Origin of the sequence: Treponema sp. HNW (genome assembly GCF_050320395.1) — a bacterium.
Lineage (GTDB): Bacteria > Spirochaetota > Spirochaetia > Treponematales > Treponemataceae > Treponema_C.
On record NZ_CP144459.1, the window covers coordinates 2,436,552 to 2,460,903 of the forward strand.

Below are 24,352 nucleotides of genomic sequence, written 5' to 3' on the forward strand. Positions count from 1 at the left end.
TTTTGTCTCAAACCGAACGTTTTTTTACACAATCCCTTTAAATAAAAAAAAGCCTGCCGCCGAAAGGCAGCAGGCTTACAATTACCGTTACAATAATTATACAAAGCCCGTGCATTTTCGGCATACAGAGAAGAATGAGCGTAGAAGCAAGTGCGTATGTATATTCATAAGCGAAACCTAGCAAAAAAATACAAATCTGTCAAGGGACGGATTCGCGCACACTATATTTTTTCCCCACAAAGCGTACATAGCGCAGCGCGTGGCTCACCTGATAGGCCTGTATATGCAGGACTCGCGCAATTTCATCGTTTGTCGGACGCAGCCTCCCTCGCCGATGAGACAATCTTAATTTTGTACGCCAGCTTTGGGTATAATAACCGTAGAGTTTCGAAAGCTTATTAAAAAGAGCGGATTCGGGCGGCATGGTCATAAGCTGCAAAAAACAGCGGTTTTTCATCATGTAATAATTATTCAGCCTATATTGATTTTCTTTATAGCGCTTTAATCGTTGCTGCATACAGTGTTCAAGTTTACGCTTATATTCATAAATCTCCTCTTCGGTATATCCGGTCATTTTCGATAACCGGCAAATCTGAGATTCCGTTAAAAAATAACAAGCTTTTAATGCCAAAATAAGCATATGGGTCGAATTCAACTTTTTTTCCGCCGCAGTTTTTTTATAGGAGGTGCCGGTATAACTGTCATTCAAATACGAAACCCCGCTGTCTTCAACCGCATCCGCATACAGGCCCTCCCGCAGCGAACACTCCTCATCCGCTTGATATTTTTCGCTCAGATAATAGACAATTGAAGATTCATGAGCCCTTTGCCGATAAAACTCCTTATATTCGGACTTTAAAAGGTTTAATACAATGGAGCAGATATAGGTCGAAAAAAAAGCCTTTGTATTCGAATAATTTGCAATATATGTCGGCAGGCATTCAAGCAGTTTGACTATTATATTGCTTTTCACATCGGGATCGATATGCACTAAACCGAAAACCCGCGGATGAACATAGATGTATATAATCATTTGTCTTACACCCTCATCCAAAGAAATACGCTTTTGCACAATCGCATTATAGATTCCGTTCATTTCTTTTATCATTTTGAACCTCCTCGTCCTGTATCGGCGATACTCTATATGCAAAATCCGTGCCAAAACCGAACAAAAAAGCATCAAAACGGATTTTATTGTATTACCGATAATTAGTAAAAAAGAAGGTAAAAGGAAGAGATATATATGCGGAGTATTTTTTTATAGATATAAAAAGAATTATTTATAAAAATCCGGTATAAAACAGGGATTTTAAATATTTTTTTCAAATTCCCCGATTATTTTTGGAATAATATCGTCAAGTACGCCTTCAATACTTAAGCCGGAAGCGTTTTTATGTCCTCCGCCTCCGAAGCGGGCGGCAACGGCGCTTACATCGATTTCACCCTTTGAGCGGAACCCGACCGTACAGCTGTTTTCATTTTCCTGGCGGAATACCGCAACGGCGCATACGTTTTCGGTTGCCAAAAGGATTTGGTACAAAATATCGGTATCCCGTCCGTCCCTGCCGTATTTTTTCGTATCTTCAAGCGTTTCGTAGGTTACCAGCAGCTTTCCGCCGCAATGAACGCTTATCCTGTCCAGCACAAGAGCCAAGAGTTTACGGGTTGCAAGAGGTTTACTGCCTGTCATCTCCGCATAGGTGCGGCGGGGATCCGTTCCCGCTTTAACCAAGCGGCCGGCCGCATAAAAAACCTCCGAACTTCCGCTGTCCAAAAAACGGAAAAAGCCCGTATCCGTTCCCAAACCGAAAAAAAGCAATTCCGCAAGTTCTTTATCGGGTTCACCGAAAAAATGTTCATATAATTGCTGAATTAAAAATGCGGTTGCCGGAGCCTTGGGATTTATAATGCATAAATCGCTTGACGGAAGCGATGTTTTGTGATGATCGATTATAAAGCTTTTAAAGCCGCTTACCTGCTTTTCTATAACTTCTCCCAGCCTGAACATCTCCGAACAATCGACAATAAACAAACCGGTTTTTTCAGGATTTGTACACAGGGGTTTGTATTGGGTAAAAAAAAGCTTTTCGTATTTTTTTATTTCCGTTCGTTTAAACGGCCCGGCTGAAAGCACCTGACAGGGTTTTCCGAATTTTTTTAAAATACGGGCCAAGCCGAGAGAACTTGAAACACAGTCGCCGTCGGGTTCTTTATGTCCGGCTATAACAAAGGCATCGTGTTCCGATATAAAATCATAAAAAAGCTTAAATCGGGTATCGGGTATGGAAAGCATAAAAACCTTTTTATATAAGAAAGGGCCGCATAAAAAGCAATGCTTTTTTACAGCCCCCAACAACTCTCCTACTCGAGCTTTAAAGTATCTTTTTGCTTGGCCGCCCCCACATCGGTGGTTTGGTTCAAGGTTTCCCAAGCCATATCCGTCCTGCTTAAGGGCATATTTAAAACAATCTTTGAAAAGGCACCGTCCGTATACTGCAAAGTCATATAGGGAGTAACGGGAGTCCGGTATGTATTGAGTACGCCCTTTCCGCTTCCCGATTTAAACCATTCGGTAGGAACGGTAACTTGTCCCAAGTCCATACTGTTTGTATAGTACATAATAATATATGCATCGGGATGAGCATAAACCTTATAGACCTTTATATTGCGGTAAATAACGGAATTATCGACTCCTTCCGCGCCGAACAGTAAGGCGGCACATACGAGAAAAATCGCCGTCAATAAGATTGTCTTTTTCATTTTATCCTCCTCGCGGGTTTGTTCTATAATACAAGGCATTGGGATTTTTTACAAGGGGGGATATTTAAAAACGGCATTTTTTATTGCTATTTGTGTACCGGAATGATTTTAACCGTTGAGAACATTCGCCTTGCAGTTTTCCGCTTGTTCATGCTATGATGTTTACAGAAGGAATACAAGCAGAATATGAATATAGCATGGATAGGAGCCGGCGTTATGGGCTCTTCAATGGCGCGTCATCTGGTACAGGCGGGACACAAGGTAAAAATATACAACCGCAGCCCGGCAAAATGTGAAGCCTTAAAAAAGTACGGCATAGAACCCGCCGCAACAATAGCCGAATGCGTACAAGGGGCGCAGGCGGTGTTTACGATTGTCGGCGCTCCTTCCGATGTCGAGCAGGTATATTTGGGAGAAAAAGGCATTTTCCGCCATGCCGGAACGGGAGCTTTTTTAGTCGATATGACCACATCCTCCCCCGTTTTGGCAAAGCGCTTGTACGATACCGCACATTCTGCAGAATTTGCGCATAAAAAATTCCGCGTTGCCGATGCCCCCGTTTCCGGAGGTGACACGGGAGCGCAAAATGCAACCCTTTCGATAATGGTCGGTGCCGACAAAGAAGACTTTGCGGAACTGTTGCCCCTCTTTCAAATTATGGGAAAAACAATTACGCATATAGGACCTGCCGGAAGCGGTCAGCATTGTAAAGCATGCAATCAAATCGCCATTGCGGGAACCTTGGCAGGCTGCGCCGAAGCCATGGGTTACGCCATGCAAAACGGATTGAACCCCGAAATTATTTTACAAGCCATTGCAAAAGGGGCGGCGGGAAGCTGGCAAATGGATTACAATGTGCCCAAAATGCTTCAAAACGATTTTGCACCCGGTTTTTTTATCAAACACTTTATAAAAGATATGAAAATCGCCCAAAGCGTTATGAGCGAACAAAACAAAAAATTACCGGTTTTGGATACGGTACTTTCAATGTTTGAAGAACTTGAACAAAAAGGCTTTGCCGAAAGCGGCACACAGCGGATTATAGACTGGTACAAATAGAAAAAAAACGCTATACTTTTTTTTATGACACTGTACCTTGCAACGGGCAACCTGCACAAAAAAAAAGAAATGCAGGAAATTTGCCGCGGCCATACGATTTTAATTCCTTCGGATAAGGGAATCGACTTTAACCCGATTGAAAACGGAAACGGTTTTTTTGAAAACGCCTTGATAAAAGCGCGCGCCCTGTGGGAAATTGTCAAAGAACCGGTACTTGCCGACGATTCGGGCATTTGCGTCGACATTCTCGGCGGCGCCCCGGGTATCTACTCGGCACGGTACGCGGGAAGCGCCTTTCCGAAAGGAAGGCCCGACGGAACGAAGATTCCGCAGGAAGAGCAAAACCGTCTGCTTTTGCAAGCCGTCAATGAAGCGGCAGATAAAGCGGCGCAAACATCCTGCGAGCTGCGCCGCTGCCGCTATGTATGTGCAATGGTTTTATATTTGGAAAAAGAGCGTTTTTACTGCGTGCAGGAAACGTTTGAGGGCACGCTTATAGAAGATATCGAACAAAGCCGCGGCAAAGGCGGCTTCGGCTACGACCCGATCGTCTTTTTAAGCCAACACGGAAAAACCGTCGCCGAATTATCCGATGAAGAAAAAAACAACATGTCTCACCGCGGAAAGGCGGCGCGTAAAATACTGCAATTACTATAAGTACCGCAATATTCAAAGCCCGCACGTTCTGCGCATGCTTTAAGCGCTTTTTCGGTATAAAAGCTCACATGGGTCGTATCTTCTTTATACCACCACGAACGGAAGGCCGATTCAGCGGCTTGGGCATTCGCGCCGGCGGCGATTTCAGCCCCTGAACTCGTATCAGCCCCTGCTTCACCGCCGCTTTCAGGCGCAAAAAGCGTTTGTACGGCCGCATAGCCGCCCTTTTTGCATGCACGGGCAAGACCTGCAAAGCCCTCGTGCGGGTTTTCAAAATGCTCGGCAACCTCAAGACACAAAACCGCATCCGCGCCGCCTTCGAAAAAAGGCGTATCGGGGGCAAAAAAAGGATCCCGGCCGCGAATCTCGGTATTTTCGGGCAAGAGGCCGCCGCATGCATAAGAGTGTAAAAGCTCAACCAGAGAACCGTTACCGCAGCCGTAATCAAAAATCGAATGCGGCGGCCGGCCGAGCAGCTCCCTTATATGCACAAGGGCGGTATCGGCAAAGTTTTCTAAAAACGAACGGTATCCCGCGTCGGAAAGATTGTTGTTGTGCAAAAGATAGCGCTTTTTTTGTTCGGCTTTCGGCAAAAAATATTCCGGCAGTAAAAAAAAGCCTCCGCAGCCCCCGTTCCCCGTACAGTGCATAAAACACCGCTCGTGCAGGCGGGATTCATGCTCATGTACGGCTGCCGTTCTATCCCGAACCGTTTTTTTGTGCTTGGACACACAGCGTATTTCTTTGAGTTCAATGCCCCCGCAAAAGGGACAGTATTTTATATTTTCGTCCATTGTATTCGCTAAAACAGTCTAACATTTTTTTATAAAAAGTTAAAGTTTTTTTTATCCTCGTCCGATATATATGAGGAGAGAGCCATAGCTGTAATCCTTCGTCGAAGTAAAACAGCCGGGTACTCTCGGCTGTGTAAGAGTCATGACTGTAGCCTTGTAATTACTTCATGAGTCCTTACACAATACGACAGCAAGGACGCTGTCTTTTAATATATCCATGGAGGAATCACATGATTATCAACCACAACATGTCGGCAATGTACTCAAATCGTACCTTGGGCGTAACCAACCTGGCGCAGGCTAAAGACATGGAAAAATTGTCTTCCGGTATGAAAATTAACCGTGCCGGCGACGATGCTTCCGGCTTGGCGGTTTCGGAAAAAATGCGCTCACAAATCCGCGGTTTGAATCAGGCTTCACGCAACGCGCAAAACGGTATCAGTTTTATACAGGTAAGCGAAGGCTATCTGCAGGAAACCACCGATATCATGCGCCGTATTCGTGAACTTGCAGTACAGTCATCCAACGGCATCTACAGCGATGAAGACCGCATGCAGATTCAAGTTGAAGTTTCTCAGCTTGTAGCGGAAGTGGACAGAATCGCCAGCCATGCCCAGTTCAACGGTATGAACATGTTGACCGGACGTTTTGCACGCCAAACCGGTGAAAACACCGTTACCGCTTCCATGTGGCTGCACATCGGTGCAAACATGGACCAGCGCATGCAGGTTTTTATCGGCACGATGACCGCTATGGCCATCGGTATCCGCGATGTAGGCTCCGAAAAAATCATGTCAATCGCCGCTCCCGATGACGCCAACCGCGCTATCGGTACTATTGACGAAGGCTTGAAGAAAATCAACAAGCAGCGTGCCGACCTCGGTGCGTACCAAAACAGGCTCGAACAGACAGTCAAAGGACTCGATGTTGCCGCGGAAAACCTGCAGGCAGCCGAATCCACCATCCGCGACACCGATATGGCGCACCAGATGGTTGACTTCACCAAGAACCGGATTTTGGCACAAGCCGGCACGGCTATGCTGGCACAGGCCAACGCAACGACGCAAAACGTCTTAACATTGCTCCAATAGTATTGTATAAGGGCTTGTGGGAACGCGGAAGCTGTGTTATAATAATAACAAGGGCTTCCGTGCCCGCAGCTTGAGCGGTTTTCTCCCACTGTTTTTCCGAAAAATTCCCCCAAGCTGTTATATGAATGCTTTTTAGAGGCATGCGTTTTACATTACGGCTCAAATCGTTGTGTAAAACAAGAGAACATTGACAGCTCCCTCCTCGTGATTGCGTAACGGCAGAAGCGGTTACGGCTGTAAAGTGCTTATCCGTACAATGCAGCGTAACGGTTCCTGTCGTACGGGTTCTAAAACGGAATGAAGAAGGCGCAAAGTCTTCATTCCGCCCGAAACGTAAAACAGGCCTTAAAGCATGATGCTTTATGAGGTTTATCACATGGAGGGTAAAATATGATTATTAATCACAACATGAGTTCAATGTATGCCAACCGCACACTCGGCATTAACAATGACAACATTCAAGGCAACATTGAAAAACTCAGTTCGGGTCAGCGGATAAACAGAGCCGGTGACGATGCTTCCGGACTTGCCGTATCCGAAAAGATGCGTATGCAAATCCGCGGTCTTAACCAGGCTCAAAAGAATATCCAAAACGGTATTTCCTTTATTCAGGCAACCGAAGGTTATTTACAGGAAACCACCGATATTCTCGGCCGTATCCGCGAACTTTCAATCCAGTCGGCAAACGGTATCTACAGCGATGAAGACCGTATGCAGATTCAGGTTGAAGTTTCCCAGCTCATAGATGAAGTTGACCGCATAGCAAGTTCGGCCCAATTTAACGGAATGAATATGCTTACCGGTGCATTTGCCTCCGATTCGGTATCGGGACGGATTATGCAGCTTCATGTAGGAGCGAACGTAGACCAGAACGCACGTGTATACATCGGAACGATGACGGCACAGTCATTGGGATTGGTCGGCTCACAGGGCGATGCAACCGCAAAGCTTTCGATCGCCGATCCGGAATCGGCAAATATGGCTATTGCAACCTTGGATTCCGCGCTTACGTCCGTAAACAGACAGCGCGCAGACCTCGGTGCCTATCAAAACCGGTTCTCAATGGCCGTCAAGGGTATCGGAATCGCTTCGGAAAACCTCCAAGCGGCGGAATCAATCATCAGAGACACCAATATGGCGTCCGAGATTGTTGAATATACGAAGAATCAGATTCTTACCCAGTCAAGCGTAGCGATGTTGGCTCAGGCAAATACGCAGGCACAAAACGTATTGCCCTTATTGAGCTGAAAGCACAAAGTTCATTAAAGAGAAAACCGGATGTCGTCTTTTTGATGAACAAAGAGGAAGATACGGAAGAGGTGCGCCCCTCTTCCGCACTCTTCTTTAAGATTAGAGTAAGCCCAGCGTTTAGTAAGCGCCGTTTCAAGGAGGAAACGCCATGAGTATAATTACAAATGGAATTGGGAATAATCCGGCTATGGACAGCCGCGCGGCATATGATTATGCGGCAGCAACAAGAGGAGTACAAGCAACCGTAACGAAGCCGGAAACCGGAACGAACAAACCGCCTCCCAAAAAAACCGAATCCAAGCCCGTTCAAGTTTATTCGGCAAAGGAATTGCGTTATAATATGAATGAGCAATTGGATCAGGTTATTGTTACCGTTGTGGACCCGTCTACCGATAAGATAATTAAGGAGATTCCGTCCGCCGAAGTACAGGAAATGAAGATTCGTGTAAAGAATGCAATAGGCAGTTTTATCGACGAAGTCCGATAGGCGGAACCGTGAAGACAGTTCATGGCCGACATAAGTATACCCGGTGTAACCGATAAATATAAAACAAACGACCTCATAAAGTCCCTCATGGAAGCCGAGCGCGTTCCTTTAAAAAAGGAGCAGTCTCGGCTTGACTCTTATAAAACCGAGCAAACGGCATGGCGGAATGTAAACGGCCATATGAGTTCCTTGCGCGAAAGCGTCCGCTCCTTATATTCATTCGACAACCCCTTTAACTCAAAGCTTGCTTCGTCCTCGAATGAAGCCGCTCTTACCGCCTCTCCCAAACGGGATGCTTCGGTGGAATCTTTTAAAATTGAAGTTCTCGAAACGGCAAAGGCGGATCGTTTTTTATCGGCGGAATTGGACGGAAAGATGCAGGTGCCTGCGGGTACATACGAATACAGGGTAAACGAAAAAACAATAAGTTTTAACTGGAAGGGCGGAAAACTCTCCGATTTTGTATCGGCTCTAAACCGCCGTTCGGCAAATACCGTAAAAGCATCGCTTATCGGAGTTACAAAAAATACCCAAGCCCTGCTTATAGAGTCCCTGGTCACCGGAAGCGAAAACCGCTTAATATTTTCAAAAGCCGCACAAGATTTTGCCCTGCAAACGGGTATGATAGGAAAAGCTCCGAAAACGGCAAAAGAATCTTTTACACTCAAACGCGATACAATAAAGGCTGCAGGAGACTTAAACTCAAAAACCGTGGAATTTACGGATAAAGAACTGAGTTTACCGCCCCGCTCGGGTTTTGAAGCTTCTGTTTCACAAAAAATCGGGGCGGAAAAAGGAAACGTAATTCGCTTCAGCATCCGTGCTGTCGATATTCCTCCCGAAGAGATTCTTCCGAATAAGCCGGAACTTCCGGCATCCGGAACGGTTCATTTTAAAGACATCGTTCTTTCAAACGAAGAATTGGATACAAAACTGCCTGAAAGCGCAGAGCCGGTTATAAAAGAGCCCGTTGAAGACGATACCGTTCTTTTTGTAAAAAATGCGGACGGCAGCGAAATTCCCCTTACCCCGCTTAAAGCAAACGGAGAAGATACCGCATACGCGGTTAAAATGTCTGACTATCCGGATATACGCTCCCTTGTCGTTAAAAACAACAATACGCATAAAAAACTCGTTATGAGCGCTCCCGAAACCGTCAATACCTCCGTTTCGACAGAGTATATACCCCTCAATCCCGCGGAAACCGCTTCGGATGCGAAAATAAAATATCAGGGAATTACGATTACGCGGCCGACGAACGAAATAGAAGATGTGGTGCCTAATGTCACATTGAATTTACATGCACAAACGGAAAAGCCCGCAACGATTACGATAGAACCGGATAAGGAAGCGGCAAAAGAAGCCCTTATTACCTTTGTGGGGAAATACAATCGTCTCGTGGCCGAAATGAATATTTTAACCCAAACCAAGCCGGAAATAATAACCGAACTGGAATATTTTACCGACGAAGAAAAAAAAGCGGCGGAAGAACGGCTGGGTATGTTTCAAACCGAATTTGCCCTTGTAAACGGTAAGCGCTCTTTACAGACGATTATGACAAACCGCTATCCTTTAACCGAAGATGCCGAAATTACCATGCTTTCTCAGGCGGGCATTTCTTCAAGCGCATCGACCGGAGGATTTGCCGGTATTACGCCGAGCAGGCTGCGCGGTTATCTGGAAATAGATGAAAAAAAACTGGATGCCGCCCTTCAAAACAATATGCAGGATATTAAAAATCTGTTCGGTTACGACAGCGACGGCGATTTGATTGTGGATTCGGGAATAGCCTTTGCCCTGGATAAAAACCTTCAATCCTTTACGCAAATCGGCGGCATAATCGCCTCGAAAACATCGCTGTTAAATAACCGCATAGGCTCTTCGGAAAAAAACATCGAAAGTCTTGAAAAAAAATTAAAACAAAAAGAACAGGAATTAAAAACAAAGTACGGGCAAATGGAAGCCGCCTTGAACAGTTTGGAAAAACAATCAGATTCCATAACCAACTTCAGCAACAATCAGGGAGGAGGAAGATAAAAAGTATGGATATATACATCAATTCCGAAAAAGTCGATTTTACCCTGGAAAACGAAAAAACGATTGCGGATATTTTAAATGCCTTCGAACATGAATGTGAAAAAAACGATGCCGCAATTACCGCCGTAAACGTAGACGGTGAAGCCCTGTGCGCGGAAAACACGGAGGCGGTATACAAGCGCTCCCTCGAAACCGTGAAAAAAATCGAACTGGAAACGGTTTGCGCTCCCGATATTATATACAGTCTCAAAGAACTGGCGGTTAAACTGGAAACTTTGAGCGGCGAATTGGAGCACATATCCCTGTTTTTTCAAAGCGGAAAAGATGCGAAGGTTTCGGCCGTTTTAACCTCTTTTGCGGATTTATTCGATGTATTATGCCGCCTTATAAGCCTGTGTGCTCTTTTTCCCGCATATTTTGACCGTTTTAAGATAGACAACCGGATGCCGCTTGAGTTCTTAAAGGATTTTTCGCCGATTTTAGCGGAGTTTGAACAGTCCTTAGCCGATACGGACACCGTCCTTACCGGAGACTTGGCGGAATACGAAATAGTTCCGCGCTTAAGGTCGATTATATCGGCAGTAGGCGAGCTTGAGGCTTCCTTATGCCGATCTTAGAAGCGGGCCGAACCTTCGGCATGCGGCAAAATTCAAGTCTTGTTTTATACGCGGTGCTGATTGTTGCGGCGGTTATATTGATTTTTGTCATACGATATATATTTTCACGTCTAAGCGCATTTGTAAAAGACACGGTAAGTAAAAAAACGCAAAAAAAACTCGATATAGATGCCCTCAAAAGTGCGGCTGCAAAACTCGGCTTATCAAAGGAAGAAACGGCCGTCTTAATAAACTATTGCCGCATCTGCGATATACAGGAGCTGCCGCTTATTGCGGAAACCGAACAATGCATCGGAGTTCAGTTAAAACGGATGTATAATCACATTTGTTCGGAAGAAACGGAGCATAACGGGGCCGAAACGGAAGATAAAAAACTTGCATTATTTAAAATCATTCATAAAATAGAAAACGGGAAGCGAAACCTGACCCTCGTTACAAACAGCATCGCCTTTCCTTCAGGACTGACGGTAACCTATACCGACGAAAAGGGCATAAGCTATCCGATGGAATTGATAAAAAATACGCCTGTGGAAATGGTTTTATCGATTGCCCAAAGGCGGGACGGAACAAGAATAAAACCCGAACCGTTATCGAAGATTCCCCTTTCGGTTCAATTAAAAAACGGAATAGCTTATTTTTTTGAAGCACGGATTGTACGGTATCAGCAGCCTAAAGAATTTGAGGAAATGGTGGTTGCCCACACAAAAAATATTCGTCCCATGCTTCAAAGACGGTTTAAGCGCATTAAAACCGACATGTGCTGTACATTTAATGCCGTCAAAGTAATCGAAAAAGACGGGGACAAACAATATCTGGTTCAGCCGAAAGCGTATCCGGCCATCATAAACGATTTATCGGCCGGGGGCTGTAAAATACGGACAATGCTGCCTATTCATGACGGTCAATATATTCAAATTGCAGCACCCGCAGATACGGGAATAGACAGTATAACGGGTATTGTGGTAAAATCGAAAAAAGACGTCGATATGAAAAGTTCGGCCTTGCATATACGATTTGTCCGTATGACAAAAAAAAACACGAAATAACGTTTTTGCATTGGTGTATAACTATCGTCAACCCTAACGGCAATGCAATGTGATTGAACCGGAGTTTTGCTTATGGAAGTATTGGAATTAAAGATCACTCACAGCGAATCGGGCTATATTTATTACCGCATTTCATATGAGGCAACGGCCGTTTTATCTTTTTTGGGCAAAACAAAAGAACTTCCGGTGCATTTTATCATCGAAACGAGCGCAAGCGGGGCAAAGGATATAGAATTAACCCTTAAGGATGATATAGACTACCCTCTTTTGCCGGTTGTGCGCGGAATCAAACAAAAGATTCTTGAAGACGACAAAAAAGGATTGCTGCCCTGTTGACCTTTTACACCGAATCGGCCGCTCAGACAATCGAATTGGGGAAAAAAATAGGTTCTTTTTTACGCCCCGGCGATATTATAGCCTTACAGGGAACCTTGGCAGCCGGAAAAACAACCCTTACAAAGGGAATAGCCGCCGCTCTGAATATAGATGAAGATATAACCAGTCCCACCTTTACCCTGGTCAGCGTGTATGAAGGACGAATGCCCCTCTATCACATGGACGTGTACCGCCTGGAAGGAGGCGACGACTTCCTCGATTTGGGAGCCGAAGAAATGCTTTACGGCGACGGCCTGTGCGTCATAGAATGGAGCGAAAAAATTATGAGCGAACTTCCGGCGCACACCATCGTTATCGGACTTTCGGCGGAAAATGAAAAACGTACCGTTACGATTGAAAACTGGAAATACGGAGACTTTGCACTATGAATGCCTTGGCTATAGACAGTTCTTCTTCGGCTATCGCCTTTGCGGCGGTAAACGGGGAAGGCCGATCGAGTTCGGTATTGAGCCTCGACATCGGCATGCACCAATCCGAAAAACTTTTGGAGGGTATACAGTCGGTATTATCCCACTGCGGCTTACAAGCGGCGGAACTTGACTTTACGGCCTTATGCGCAGGGCCGGGAACCTTTACGGGCTTGCGCCTTGCCTTTTCCGCATTAAAGGCTCTCAACCTTGCATACGGTATTCCGACCTACGCAATTCCCACCCTCGAAGCCATCGCCTATCCGTACCGGCAGTGGCGGGGGGCTGTTATTCCGGTTTTGGATGCAAAAAAACAAAGCTTTTATGCCGCCGTCTACCGCAGAGGAGAAATGCAGGCAGGCCCCTTCGATGCATCGATAACCGATATTTTAAAACATACCGACCCGGAAGAGTTCATCCTTGCAGCGGGTCCCGATGCGGCGTTTTTTGCCGAGCAGGCGCGTTCGCTCTGTCCGGAGCGGCATATCGGCACCTTTGTTCCCTGCACAGACGGTGCCGACGGGCCGGTAACCGGTTGTACAGCGTCTTCGTGTACTACAGTCATTTGCCTGCTTGAAGCCGCCGCACAAAGGTTCCGGGCAAAAGAAAAGCCCCTCGAAGAATACGAAGGGCCTTTTTACATAAGAAAAAGCGAAGCGGAACTTTCACTGGCCGATAAAACCGGACAAGACGCTTAAGTCGTCCCGGGCACTGACGGCGGCGGCGCGGTTTTCGTCCTGAATTGCCTCAAACACTTCCTGACGGAAAACCTTTACGTGTTTGGGCGCTTCAACCCCTATTTTAACCTGGTCGCCGCGCACCTCAATAATTGTCAGAGTAATATCATTGCCGATTTTTATTTTTTCATTCAGTTTACGGGACAATATCAGCATGAAGCCCCCCGCTGCGCCGAGGCTTGCGATAAATCATGCTTGGTCAGCCAGCGCGGATCCTGCAAAACGATTTGCTTGGCATGTTTATTGTGTTTGTTGATGATAAGCGGTCCCTGCAAATTCACGGTAATCGGCGATTCTTTTTGTTTTGCCAAAGTTACGATAGCGATTACGGATACATCGGAGGCGTTTTTTACGCCTATATCCCGTATACTTTCGTCATCCACATCGAGTTCGTAATCGGAAAAAAACAAAAAAGGATCGACTACCAAAAATGCGAGGGCCTTTTCTTTTACCGATTGCAGCCACATAAAGGGACCGTATTCGGACTCGCACAGAGTAAAATCCTTATAGTCTTCAAAACCGTATAGGCCCTGCGGAAAATGCAGCACGGGCTTATCACCTGTCGGTTTTACAGTCGTCGTTTCCGTATTCATAATCATCCTACTTTATATAATTAAGCAACGTGGTATTATAAAGCTTTCCGGCAGTACTGAGCGTTGCCTGTTTTACGTAATCGAGCATTTTCATATCGGTAATGCCCTTTGTAATATCCAAATCGCCCTCGCGTGCAATCATCGCATTTGTATTTAAGTTGTTGGTTTGCGAGCGCGAAATCGCCGCTTGGGCGCGCTCGTATTGAGCTCCCGTTTCGGCAATGCGGCGGTTCAAATTACTCATACCGCTGTCCAAGCCGCCGAGTACCCTGCCGCCTATCGATTCCTGGTCTCCGCGCAACAGAGCATCGCGGAAAGCTATAACCGTATCGAAAAGAGAACCGCCGCTTACCTGCGCTGCCGCACCGAGATTATAGGGCGGGCGCTGACTTGCATCTTTTATAAGTCCCAAATCAAAAAGGGCGCTTCCTTTTTTATCCTGAAGCCATAATTGGCGCGCATCGGTTGTACGCAAGTTCAAACCGTTTGTAACCGGATCCAACTGTGCTTTGACGGCAGCCCCCGAATTATTGATTTTGGAAATAATCGAATAAACGTTATCGCCCGCTTTTAATTTGATATCCGTACCGTCAACGCTGATAACGCTGTCAGATTTTACCTGATAGGCGCTCGCATCGCGGTCGGCAAAAAGGGTTTGCTCTTCGGCCCAAAAGATGCTGTTTCCCGTGCGGTTCAAATTCATATAGGCCCTTTCGTCAATTTCTATATCGTTTTGATTAAGAGATCCCTTATAACGCACATCGGTAATAAGCGCATCGCCCGAACCCGGAACCGGCCCCAATTCTATTTCAAAGGCGGCATTCTTTGTCCGCGTTCCGGCAAAAAGGGCGGTACCGTCCGGGCCGACGGCATTTGCCGAGGTTACCAATTCTTTTAAAAGTTCGTTTACTTCGGCGGCCATATTTTGCATATCTTCTTTCGTATATATCCCGTTTGCCCCCGCAACGGCAAGCTCACGCACCCGGTGCATAACTTCAAGGGAGTGACGGATATAGCCTTCGGAAACGGAATATTGGTCGGTCAAAGTTTTCGCATTTTGTTCAAAACGTTCAACCCGCGCAAGATAGGATTGATAGCGTACAAGGTGTCCCGCCGCAAGAGGGTCGTCGCGCAAATCCTGAATCTTACGCTGACTTCCCATTTGATTGTTCATTTTGTTTGCCTTCGATTCCTGCACACGAAGATTGTACTGGACATCGTTATTCGCCAAAGAAGTGCTTACTCTTCTCATTGTTTACTCCTATTACACACCCAAACGGTTTATAACCGTATCCAACAGTTCATCGACAACGCTGATAAATTTTGCCGCCGCATTGTAACCGTGCTGAAATTTGATTATATCCGCCAATTCTTCATCGATATTGACGCCGGAAATCGAATCGCGCAAATCGCGTAAATCTTCCATAATTTTATTTTGGCTCAATAAATTGGTTTGCGCCTGTTCTCCTTTTAAACCGACATTCGTAACGCTTTCGGCAAAATAATCGTCGAAGGTACGCGAGCGGCCTATCATAACCGGATTATTGCGAAGGGCGGCAATTTCAACGGCAGCCGAACCGTCTCCGGCTTCCACTACGCCGTTGTGGCCGGCCTTTCCTGCGGCAACGGATAAAATATCGCTTTGTATATATTTATTTACGGACATATAGCCTGCAGGATTCAATACCGGCGCAACCGCATATTGCGCGGCGTTTCCGTCTTCACCTTCGCGCACGGCGGCTGCAAGAAAGTCGACCGCATTTGCCTGATTAAAATCGTATGCATTTTCTTCTCCGCTTCCTGCAAGGATTCCCGCATAGCCGGTTAAAAAAAAGCCCGAATCTTCCACATGGCGGATAACAAAATCGGGGTTATCGGGCGAAGAAGCGGTTACCGCTTTTAAAACAAGACGATGGTTACGGTCGAGATAAGCTTTAACTTCGGAAGAAGAATCGTTAATGCGGTTTATAACCGTTTCAACCGTATCGGTTGCATAATAGGGTATTTCGGTATTTCCGCCGACACCGGAAAGAGTCATAACTCCTGCAAGGCCGGTTTGTTCCTGTAAGTGCAATTCGTTTGAGCCGCTGATACGGAATATATAGGTTGAGTCTTCCGTACCGTCCCCGTTCCGGTCGTAGTTTCCCAGGGCGTTTGCCACAAAGGGCTCTTCGACAAAAAAATCAAGCCCGGTAACATTGTTTGCCCCGACCGAATTGCGGTGAATATCGTTGACCAAATCCGTAAAATTCATCGCAACCGTATTCAAATTTTGCATTTCGGTGCGTATATCAACGTCGCGCAGTTCGATTAATGAACCCAAACTGCCGCCGGCAAAAAAGGCATCGTTTTGCGTATCGGCCCAGACAATCTTACTGTAGCCGTTGTTATCCGTAAGCGGCACCACGTCGTAGGTACGCGCTTTTCCGCCCTGTACCAAAATATGACCGTCTATGTGCACCATAAATTCATCGGGGTCGCGCCTATCGGTGGTTATATTGATAAGTTTTGAAAGTTTTTCAACGAGTAAATCCCGGCGGTCGTATAAATCGTTCGGATTATCTCCCATAGCTTCGGAGCGGATTATCTCTTTGTTCAGTTCGGCGATTTGAAGGGAAAAATCGTTTACCTGCTTTACCGTCGCTTCTATATCGCCGTTGAGCATGGTGCCGATACCCTGTAAACCGATAAAACGCTGCTTAACCGAATTCACCAAAGACTCGCCCCTGCTTACCACCGCTTGACGGGCAGCCTGCGATTCGGGATACACGGACAACTCCTGCCAGGAATCCCAAAACTTGTCCATTGTAGTACGGATTGAAATATCGGCAGGCTCGTTGTAGAGTTTTTCGAGCATACTGTAGTACTTATCGCGCGTTTCCCAATAGGATTCCAAATTGGCTTGAGCCGTAATACGGATGTCCAAAAGTTCATCTCTTATGCGCGTAACGCTTTGTACATCAATACCCTGACCGACTTGACCGGGCCGCTCTTCGCGCGTCAAATCGGGACGATAAAGGGGATCGAAGGCGCGTAAATTAACCCTTTGGCGGGAATAACCTTCATTATCGGCATTTGAAATATTATGACCGGCAGTCAAGATCGACTGATTTTGAGCCATGAGGCTGCGTTTACCTATTTCTATACCTGCAAAACTGGATGCCATAAAGCCTCCTTTTAGATTACCGTGTTTAAAACAACCGATTCAGGCTGTGCTTTTATTACCGTACCCGAAGACGAATACAGGGTATTGCGCCGCTGCGGTAAGACGCTGTCAAAAACACCCTGTAAAAATTCTCTTGTAATCCGTATGTATTCGCTTAATACATCGTTTTCTATTTTCGAAACCGCCAATTTTTGCCGCACCTGATGAAAGGCTTCCATAACGGGCCGCTTAAAGGCGGCAGGCAGGTTTCGCGAAACTTCATAAATATCCGACGCCTGTTCGGGACAAACAAGGGCACATAAGGCGGTACGTTCGTTTTCCAGCTGAGAAAACCGATCGGAGAGGCGGTTTACGGATGCAACCGCACGTTCTACCTGCTCCCAGTTTTTTGATCGGACACTTGTATGTAAAAGCTGCTGTTCCGAAATAATTTCGGAAAGAACTTCATTTTGATTAAGCAGCGTTTGATACAAACGCTGGGTTACACTTTGCGGTTCTTCTTTCATAATTTAAGTATCGGCATTTGAAAAAAAAAGGATTAGAAGAAAGAAAAAGTCCCGATATTCCGGAAAATGCTTACGTATGTGTAAATCAGCGATCAAGCGAATCGGTGAGCGCGGAAAATAAAAGGGCGATTTTACGTTTAAAAGCGGCGGTTTCGGCTTCCATACGCGGAAAGAGATTATTTGATTCGGCATCGCCTAAAACGGCCGACATTTCGTCTTTATTACGGTACACCATCGTGCGGAAAAAATCCGTGTAATCTTTTTGGCGGGAGCTGCGGAACCCTTCATAAATATTGTCGGCAACGGCAATAACGTCGGCGCATATATCCGCATATATTTCGCTTGAAAAATCCGCAAGGGGGCGCGCATACAGGTATTCAAGAACAAAAAGCGCGTACCGTGCCTTATACAAAACATAGCTGTTTTGGCAGCGGCTATAAAAATCGTGAACCTCATCCCATGTGTTGATTGTGTGCGACTTTATCATATCGAATAATTCAAAGAGTTTTGCTTCGGGAATTATTTGGCCGCCGGCGTTTACCCATTCGGTATACAAGGCGGTTTCCGTAAGTGTGTGCAAAGCCGCCGCGTCCAAAGCGTCTTTTTCTTTTTTTTCACACAATTCAAGAAGGCTGCGCGCGGCAAAATATTTTGCGATTTTACGGTATTCGCGGTACGCCTGCACCGGCTTTAAAATCTTTGACCCGAAGCGCCGCTGTGCCTGCGGGTCTTCAAGCACAAGCTCCGAATCGGGATTTTGATGCAAAAAATCCTTTGCCTGCTGCCGGGATCGGAGTTTTAAAGCGCGCCCCGTAAGCTCAATAAGCCTGTCGAGGGCTGATAAAATTTCGCTTATCGTATCGGGGGCAAAGGGGTCGGTTTCTATGTGCTGAGTCTTTACCGCACGCTTATCGCGTTCTTTGAACTTCAGACTGTTGCGTATCAATGCATACATATTGTACATAAACCAATAGGCCGGAATAATGTGAATCGCCTGTTCGGTGCTGTCAATCGACACAAGGGAAAACGGATAGGTAATATTCAATTCGTTTTGATACGAACCTTTGGAAATAAGGGTAAAGGAGGCAAATTTACTGTTGTGTTTAAAATCGGAGGACAATCCCGGCCAAAAACCGCGTCCGGCAATTATTTCGCCGTCGGCACTGCGCGAATTATGATTCGAACCGATTGTTGCCCCGGCGGCTATATTCGACTGTCCCAATAAAGTTGCCGCAATTAAAAAGGAAGTGTTGTGATGCTGTTCGTGAAAAGGGAAAATCAAATTGTTCAAAAGTTCGCAGCAGGAAACGGTCGAATTATCGCCGAGTACCGAATTAAGCAGGCGTGCCCCGTATTTTAGCTGGCAGTTTCGTCCGATAACAAAGCGTACCGCAACGGCCTGATAAAACACCTTGCTGCCATAGCCCATAATACCGTTTACCATCTCCACCCCCTCGCCTATTTGCGAAGGTTCGGCTTCGGAAGAACACACCCGTATGTTTTTTAATTTTAAAGCTCCTTTTATATATGCATGGGAACCGATTGCGGCATCCTTAATCGATACCGTGTTTTTTATAACCGTATCGTTTCCGACAATACCGTAGGCGGGCTTATTTTTATCGTTATCGTATTCGGTCAGCTCGTAAAAACGCTTCATTAACGGCTCGTCTTCACGATAACGCGACCAAATATATGCATCGGCGCAAATCATCGTTTCAAAGGGCAAAACGGAACGCCCGTTATTTTCGTTTGCAACCCCGATAGCTATTCGCACGTCTTCGTCTTCGCCCTTTTTTAAAAGACCGCTTCCGAATTTCGAACGGGAAGTACAGCTCATTTCCTGCACATTGAATAAAATGACGCGGCTGCCTATTTTGTAATTGACCAGATACGGAAGGTTTCGGATACAAACGTCATCGCCTATAATACAGTTTTCAAGGCGGGAATTGTAAATGCCGCAATTCAGCTGTAGGTCATGATATGTAAGAAAGGCTTTCCGAAGCATGCCGATCACAACCGTACCGTGAAATTCGGTATCGTGAATCAATTCGGGAGTAAAGGCTTCCGGCCGGACAAAAACATTGTCCCATGTTTCGGAACGGGAACGGCAGCCGTTTTTTTTAAGCACTTCGATTTCTTCGGGATACAGACTGCGCATTCCTTCAAAAAACGAAGGTTCAAAATAATGAGGCCGCCGGCTTTCCTTGTCGGTTTTTAAGCCCAATGTAACCATATACACTCCGTAAAACGCTGTTTGTATCATATATACAAGACGGCCTTTTGTACAGTGAAAAACGCCCAACTTGCGAATTTCACTTATATTTTGTATACTGATTGTATGTTCAACGAATATCTAAAGCTTTTTCTTACCGTCTTGGTTATTTTGGACCCCATCGGCATTATTCCGCCCTATCTGGCATCGTCCGGGCACTTTCCGAACAATATACGCAAAATGATGATGCGCCGCTCCATCTTTGTAGCCGCAGCCGTTCTTGTATTTTTTATTACTTTCGGCAGATTGATTTTAAACTTTTTCGGCATATCGCCGGGAGCTTTTTATGTATCGGGCGGTATTTTATTTTTCTTTATAGCCTTTGAAATGATATGGAATAAACCCGGCAGTAAACGTACCCCCGAATCATCGGTCGACCCGCAGGAAGCAAAGATGCTTGCGGTCTTTCCCCTTGCAATTCCTCTTATTGCAGGACCGGGCCTAATTACAACGATTATATTGAATATGGCATCGTCGGATAATTGGCTGCGTCCCGCCCTCATGCTCACCGCCGCCATTGTTCCCGGCCTGATTATCGATTATATCTTTTTGCGCTGCGGCTCTCTGCTTTTGCGCCTCATCGGAACCACCGGTATGTATGTCGTGGAAAAAATCATGGGCCTTATTTTAGCGGGACTTTCCGTCCAGCTCATCTACGACGGCTTAATAAAGCTCGGCATTGTACAGCTCTAATTCTATAAGCTCGCCGTTTTCCATAATAAAAGGATAGGCCGTTGTTTCGTCCCGATAGTGCTTATATGTTAAAAATAAGTACTCATAGCAGTCTTGCTTTGTCCTAAACCGTACCGCTTGAAAGGGCTCTGCAAAAGAAAGTTTTTCCAAAAATAAAAAACCTTCCGCGTCTTCCAAAAGCACGCCCGTATGGCCTATAAAAAGATAATCGCCGTCAAAATTGTCATGCAGCACCACCGAAAGCATTTTTGCCTTTTGCGAAAAACCGATATTCGAAAAATGCTCCTTCATTTTTTCGGCATGGATATGAATGTCCTTTGTGTTTTCGGTTTGTACCCGCGAAAACAACTGCATAAACCGCCGCTTATCCCCCTCGTTAAAAATACGTTCCGTGTCGATTGCATCCTTATCCAAAAATAAAAGGGCGTCGTCAACGGGGCCTTGTTTAATCTTAAGCGTATCTTTTAAAAGCGTAAATGCGGTGATTCTGCAATTCGTTCCGAGAAAGTCTCCTTTTTTCGCCGACCACAGTTCATGTATTTTGTCCGAATCGTAAACGGGCACCCGTTCTTCAAAGGCTCCGGTTAAACCGGTCTTTTCTATAGTGTTGTTATAATCCTTCACAGCCTTTATAAAATCATCGGCATCTTTTCCGGCTACCGATTTTTTCAAAACGGCACGCACTTTTTCGATACTGCCTTCATCGCTCATATTTGAAACCGTAATTTTACTTTTATGTGTACTTGCCGCATCTTTATCCGTATGGCCGTTTTTTTGGCAGGATACACACAAAATAAGCACCGTTAAAAAAAATATTATTCCTCTTTTCATAACCGCCTCTCTTTTTATTGGAAACCTCTGAAAATCTAACCGAGTTTTTAGAGAGTCCCTATTGCAATAACTTCAAATCGATTTTATACACCGTATCCGCAGGTAAATCGTTTTTTTGTACAAACATAAGCATATATATCGGATAATACGTGATTTTTCCCTTAGATTCGACATTCTTTCCGTGAAACACGTAGGCATTTTCAATACCGAAGCTCTCGTTCGCAAGTACATTGTTCAGGGCAGAGTGACTTTTATATTTTTTGCCGGATTTTATTTCAATCGGAATAACTTTCCCGTCGGATTCAATGACAAAATCAAGTTCACCCGTTTTTTTACCGTTAAAATAGTATAACATAAACCCCTGCGCTTTTAACTCCTGTGCCGCAGCATTTTCATAAATCGCACCGAAATTAATATCGCTGTCCCGTTTTAATATTTTTAACTGAATGCCGTTACCGTACATCGAGGCCAAAAGACCGATATCCGATAAAAAAAGCTTAAACAGGTTTGTCGATTTTGAAAGCAGTAAGGGATTCTTCGGTTCGGCAACACAAAAAACCGGAAGAGCAACCCCGGCATCCTTAAGCCAAATAAAACTGTTTTTGTACCGCGAGAATTTAAAATATTCATTCAGATTTTTCATGATAAAGCGCTTATTTTTCGCGTTCAGTTCGCTCGGAATCAAATCGAAAATATCCTCAAGATACAGTTTGTTATCGGGGTCATATTTTGCTATGTCTTTTTTGTACAAAGAAACTATCGACCTTTGAATTTGAAGGACTTCAAACAAATTATTTGTTTCCAGATATTTGTTAACCGCTTCCGGCATCCCGCCCACTATTAAATATAGATGAAAAAGTTCCATCATCTTGGCATGTACTATCTCATCAACTTCGGTCTTTGTTTTAAATGCCGTCCGCAAACTATCGATAACGGCAGGCGAAACCGAATTGGCGATTGCAAATTCTTCAAGACTCAAGGGAAACATTTCCATAACATCCATATAGCCGACCGGAATTGAACGGATATCTTTTAAATCAACACCTAAAAGAGAACCGCTTAAAATATATCTGTAACTTCCTTCATCTACTAAAAATTTAATTGCCGTTACTATTTCTTTGCATTCTTGTACTTCATCAAAAAAAATCAAAGTTTTTCCGGGCATCAGAGGAGAATCCGCCACGGCCGATATTCGTAAGAGCAGTTCCTTGCTGTCCGAAGCCCCGATGAAAATATCCCGTGCCGCGATGTTTTCTACGAAATTTATCTTTACAAAGGACTGATAGTTTTCCGCCCCGTATTTTTCAATGATGTAGGTTTTTCCGACCTGACGCGCACCCGTTATCAGCAGGGCTTTTTTCTTTTCGCGGACAAAAAAATCCCGGATATACGTTTCAATTTTCCGATAAAGCATACTTCCTCCAAAGCATCGAGAGTAGAGCTTTAAAACCGGCCGTCTTGTTAGACACCCCCGCTTCCTTTTAAGACACTGTGATTATACCCTATCTTGTCCGTTTTTCCAACTGTTTTAAACGATTTTTGTCCGTTTTTCCAGCCTTTTTTAAACTGTTTTTGTCCGCTTTTCCAACTTTTTCACACAAAAATAATAATCCGCCGTATAGTTTTACAACCTTCCCACAACTACATCCGCTTTTACGGAATTGATTGAAACTTCGGCGGCCTCTTCGCCGGAAACGGCTTCAATGCTTTTGTCCAAAAATTCAAGTTTGTCGGCAACGGCTGTATTATGCACACGTACTTTTTGCCCGTCCGGAACAAAGAGCCGTATATCCGAATTGACGCTTTGCACCGCAAGACGTTTTAAACCGCCCCGGGATTTTATTTCCGCATCGCCGTTTACGGTATTGATATCTATGTTTTCGGCAAAGCCGAGTATGTGCATATCGGCATTGACTGAAGACAGATGAACGGAGCGGCAGCGTATTTCCGAAAGCCGTATATCGCCGCTTGCCGAAGAAACGCTTATGCTCCGTAATGTATAATCGGAGGGCAGCACAACTTCAATATCGCAGCCGGAATTATCTCCAATATCGGTAAATCGGGAACGGCGCTTACCGCGCTTGTCAATGACACGCAGTACTTTGGCGGACTTTTTGTATAAGATATTCGTACCGCCGTTTTTTACCTCCGCATACGGTGCCGATACATCGGCGGCAAAACGTACACGTACATCGCCCTTTTGCCAGTCTATATTGATGTATTCGAGAGAATCGTCGATTTCGATGCGGCGGTTAAGAATATGAAAATCGGAAAGATCGTCTTTCACAAAGGTTTGTCCCGCGCCTTTTTTATACGCAACAGTGTGTGCAAAGCCGCGCGTCCTGCGAAAAATTCGGCCGCTTACAATGTCCCCTATATGAATATCCCTTATCAATAAAAAAATAAACAGCAGGCTTAATAAAATCAAAGCACAGCTTAAAATAAGGGTATACACGGTTTTTAAGACTTTGTATTCTTTAGTGTTCATACTATACTCCCGGCACCCCGATTAATCTTCATCCATTCCGATGTCAAGTATGGAAACGCCGATACCTGAGATAATAAAGATAATCCAGGTAATATCCCAGCGCCCTGTTAAAAAGCTGATTATAAGATACAAGAGGATTGTACACGACCATATAAGCGATTTGGTTTTTCGAAACACGCGGCGTTTAGGTTTATAGTGATTTTTATATTCGGCAAAGGAGCGGCCTATATCGTCTTGGCTCTGCCGAGTTTTAAACAAAGATGAAAAAATCAGTATGCCCGTACCGCAGGCTATAAGCACAAACATCCACATGATGCCGATTTCATCAGAAAGCATAATAACCGGAACGGGACATAAGACAAACAACATAATCGCCGCCGCTTCAAGCAGTACACGGATCATCTTTTTTTCTTTTTTTGGCCCTGTAAAAATATTTGTGTAAATGGCTGAAAATATGATACTCT

General features: G+C 45.1%; 26 protein-coding genes. 12 read left to right on the forward strand and 14 right to left on the reverse strand.

From position 1 onward, the window contains the following. Positions 1-199: 199 nt before the first annotated feature. The 3 genes from V1L52_RS11475 to V1L52_RS11485 all read right to left on the reverse strand — a co-directional run bounded on the left by V1L52_RS11475 (position 200) and on the right by V1L52_RS11485 (position 2,760). Positions 200-1,108 carry a hypothetical protein gene (locus V1L52_RS11475; protein WP_428769793.1) on the reverse strand — a complete coding sequence of 303 codons (909 nt, stop codon included), beginning with the start codon at positions 1,106-1,108 and terminating at the stop codon, positions 200-202. A gap of 201 nt (positions 1,109-1,309) precedes the next feature. Then, positions 1,310-2,293, reverse strand: a complete 984-nt coding sequence (locus V1L52_RS11480; RefSeq protein ID WP_428769794.1) for a DHH family phosphoesterase — start codon at positions 2,291-2,293, stop codon at positions 1,310-1,312. A 68-nt stretch (positions 2,294-2,361) separates the two neighbouring features. Next, a complete protein-coding gene (locus V1L52_RS11485; RefSeq protein ID WP_428769796.1) occupies positions 2,362-2,760 on the reverse strand; it encodes a hypothetical protein in 399 nt (132 codons plus the stop codon). Positions 2,761-2,946: 186 nt separating this feature from the next. Between V1L52_RS11485 and V1L52_RS11490 the strand changes: the two genes are divergently transcribed. Then, on the forward strand, positions 2,947-3,819 hold the full coding sequence (locus V1L52_RS11490) for an NAD(P)-dependent oxidoreductase (RefSeq protein WP_428769798.1): 873 nt from the start codon (positions 2,947-2,949) through the stop codon (positions 3,817-3,819). Positions 3,820-3,843: 24 nt separating this feature from the next. Continuing rightward, positions 3,844-4,476, forward strand: a complete 633-nt coding sequence (locus V1L52_RS11495) for a non-canonical purine NTP pyrophosphatase (RefSeq protein WP_428769800.1) — start codon at positions 3,844-3,846, stop codon at positions 4,474-4,476. Here V1L52_RS11495 and V1L52_RS11500 read toward each other — a convergent pair. Next, a complete protein-coding gene (locus V1L52_RS11500) occupies positions 4,434-5,270 on the reverse strand; it encodes a class I SAM-dependent methyltransferase (protein ID WP_428769802.1) in 837 nt (278 codons plus the stop codon). The genes V1L52_RS11495 and V1L52_RS11500 overlap by 43 nt on opposite strands. A gap of 230 nt (positions 5,271-5,500) precedes the next feature. Between V1L52_RS11500 and V1L52_RS11505 the strand changes: the two genes are divergently transcribed. From V1L52_RS11505 to tsaB, 9 genes are all read left to right on the forward strand, one after another. Next, positions 5,501-6,361, forward strand: a complete 861-nt coding sequence (locus V1L52_RS11505; RefSeq protein ID WP_428769804.1) for a flagellin — start codon at positions 5,501-5,503, stop codon at positions 6,359-6,361. Positions 6,362-6,751: 390 nt separating this feature from the next. Further along, on the forward strand, positions 6,752-7,609 hold the full coding sequence (locus V1L52_RS11510) for a flagellin (protein WP_428769806.1): 858 nt from the start codon (positions 6,752-6,754) through the stop codon (positions 7,607-7,609). A gap of 151 nt (positions 7,610-7,760) precedes the next feature. Continuing rightward, positions 7,761-8,099, forward strand: coding sequence for a flagellar protein FlaG (locus tag V1L52_RS11515; protein ID WP_428769808.1), 339 nt, complete (start codon positions 7,761-7,763; stop codon positions 8,097-8,099). Positions 8,100-8,120: 21 nt separating this feature from the next. Continuing rightward, positions 8,121-10,136, forward strand: a complete 2,016-nt coding sequence (gene fliD / locus V1L52_RS11520; protein WP_428769810.1) for a flagellar filament capping protein FliD — start codon at positions 8,121-8,123, stop codon at positions 10,134-10,136. Positions 10,137-10,141: 5 nt separating this feature from the next. Further along, complete coding sequence (locus tag V1L52_RS11525) at positions 10,142-10,753, forward strand: hypothetical protein (RefSeq protein ID WP_428769812.1); 612 nt, start codon at positions 10,142-10,144, stop codon at positions 10,751-10,753. Then, a complete protein-coding gene (locus V1L52_RS11530; protein WP_428769814.1) occupies positions 10,741-11,799 on the forward strand; it encodes a PilZ domain-containing protein in 1,059 nt (352 codons plus the stop codon). Before V1L52_RS11525 ends, V1L52_RS11530 begins: the two co-directional genes overlap by 13 nt. A gap of 72 nt (positions 11,800-11,871) precedes the next feature. After that, complete coding sequence (locus V1L52_RS11535) at positions 11,872-12,135, forward strand: hypothetical protein (protein WP_428769816.1); 264 nt, start codon at positions 11,872-11,874, stop codon at positions 12,133-12,135. Further along, positions 12,132-12,563 carry a tRNA (adenosine(37)-N6)-threonylcarbamoyltransferase complex ATPase subunit type 1 TsaE gene (gene tsaE / locus V1L52_RS11540; RefSeq protein WP_428769818.1) on the forward strand — a complete coding sequence of 144 codons (432 nt, stop codon included), beginning with the start codon at positions 12,132-12,134 and terminating at the stop codon, positions 12,561-12,563. The genes V1L52_RS11535 and tsaE overlap by 4 nt, the downstream gene beginning before the upstream one ends. Beyond that, positions 12,560-13,300: a tRNA (adenosine(37)-N6)-threonylcarbamoyltransferase complex dimerization subunit type 1 TsaB gene (gene tsaB / locus V1L52_RS11545; protein WP_428769820.1), complete on the forward strand. Its 741-nt coding sequence runs from the start codon at positions 12,560-12,562 to the stop codon at positions 13,298-13,300. Before tsaE ends, tsaB begins: the two co-directional genes overlap by 4 nt. On the opposite strand, the gene csrA is transcribed toward tsaB, so the two are convergent. The 6 genes from csrA to V1L52_RS11575 all read right to left on the reverse strand — a co-directional run bounded on the left by csrA (position 13,268) and on the right by V1L52_RS11575 (position 19,837). Beyond that, positions 13,268-13,495, reverse strand: a complete 228-nt coding sequence (gene csrA, locus V1L52_RS11550; protein ID WP_428769822.1) for a carbon storage regulator CsrA — start codon at positions 13,493-13,495, stop codon at positions 13,268-13,270. The two genes, tsaB and csrA, sit on opposite strands and share 33 nt — an antisense overlap. Continuing rightward, entirely contained in the window at positions 13,489-13,932 is a 444-nt protein-coding gene (fliW, locus tag V1L52_RS11555; RefSeq protein ID WP_428769824.1) for a flagellar assembly protein FliW, read from the reverse strand. Before fliW ends, csrA begins: the two co-directional genes overlap by 7 nt. Positions 13,933-13,939: 7 nt before the next feature. Next, positions 13,940-15,184 carry a flagellar hook-associated protein 3 gene (locus V1L52_RS11560; RefSeq protein WP_428769826.1) on the reverse strand — a complete coding sequence of 415 codons (1,245 nt, stop codon included), beginning with the start codon at positions 15,182-15,184 and terminating at the stop codon, positions 13,940-13,942. Between the two features lie 12 nt (positions 15,185-15,196). Then, positions 15,197-17,098 carry a flagellar hook-associated protein FlgK gene (gene flgK, locus V1L52_RS11565; RefSeq protein ID WP_428769828.1) on the reverse strand — a complete coding sequence of 634 codons (1,902 nt, stop codon included), beginning with the start codon at positions 17,096-17,098 and terminating at the stop codon, positions 15,197-15,199. A gap of 11 nt (positions 17,099-17,109) precedes the next feature. After that, positions 17,110-17,604 carry a hypothetical protein gene (locus V1L52_RS11570; protein ID WP_428769830.1) on the reverse strand — a complete coding sequence of 165 codons (495 nt, stop codon included), beginning with the start codon at positions 17,602-17,604 and terminating at the stop codon, positions 17,110-17,112. A gap of 85 nt (positions 17,605-17,689) precedes the next feature. Further along, positions 17,690-19,837: a DUF4954 family protein gene (locus V1L52_RS11575; protein WP_428769832.1), complete on the reverse strand. Its 2,148-nt coding sequence runs from the start codon at positions 19,835-19,837 to the stop codon at positions 17,690-17,692. 105 nt (positions 19,838-19,942) lie between these two features. On the opposite strand from V1L52_RS11575, the gene V1L52_RS11580 reads away from it, so the two are divergent. Next, on the forward strand, positions 19,943-20,569 hold the full coding sequence (locus V1L52_RS11580; protein WP_428769834.1) for a MarC family protein: 627 nt from the start codon (positions 19,943-19,945) through the stop codon (positions 20,567-20,569). Here the strand turns inward: V1L52_RS11580 and V1L52_RS11585 are convergent. The 4 genes from V1L52_RS11585 to V1L52_RS11600 all read right to left on the reverse strand — a co-directional run bounded on the left by V1L52_RS11585 (position 20,540) and on the right by V1L52_RS11600 (position 24,290). Next, positions 20,540-21,400 (reverse strand): DUF4300 family protein, encoded by an 861-nt coding sequence (locus tag V1L52_RS11585; protein WP_428769836.1) that lies wholly within the window; start codon positions 21,398-21,400, stop codon positions 20,540-20,542. The two genes, V1L52_RS11580 and V1L52_RS11585, sit on opposite strands and share 30 nt — an antisense overlap. Positions 21,401-21,458: 58 nt before the next feature. Then, positions 21,459-22,814, reverse strand: a complete 1,356-nt coding sequence (locus V1L52_RS11590; RefSeq protein ID WP_428769838.1) for an ATP-binding protein — start codon at positions 22,812-22,814, stop codon at positions 21,459-21,461. Positions 22,815-23,024: 210 nt separating this feature from the next. Continuing rightward, positions 23,025-23,888 (reverse strand): DUF4097 family beta strand repeat-containing protein, encoded by an 864-nt coding sequence (locus V1L52_RS11595; protein ID WP_428769840.1) that lies wholly within the window; start codon positions 23,886-23,888, stop codon positions 23,025-23,027. A 21-nt stretch (positions 23,889-23,909) separates the two neighbouring features. Continuing rightward, a complete protein-coding gene (locus tag V1L52_RS11600) occupies positions 23,910-24,290 on the reverse strand; it encodes a hypothetical protein (protein WP_428769842.1) in 381 nt (126 codons plus the stop codon). Positions 24,291-24,352: the final 62 nt, after the last annotated feature.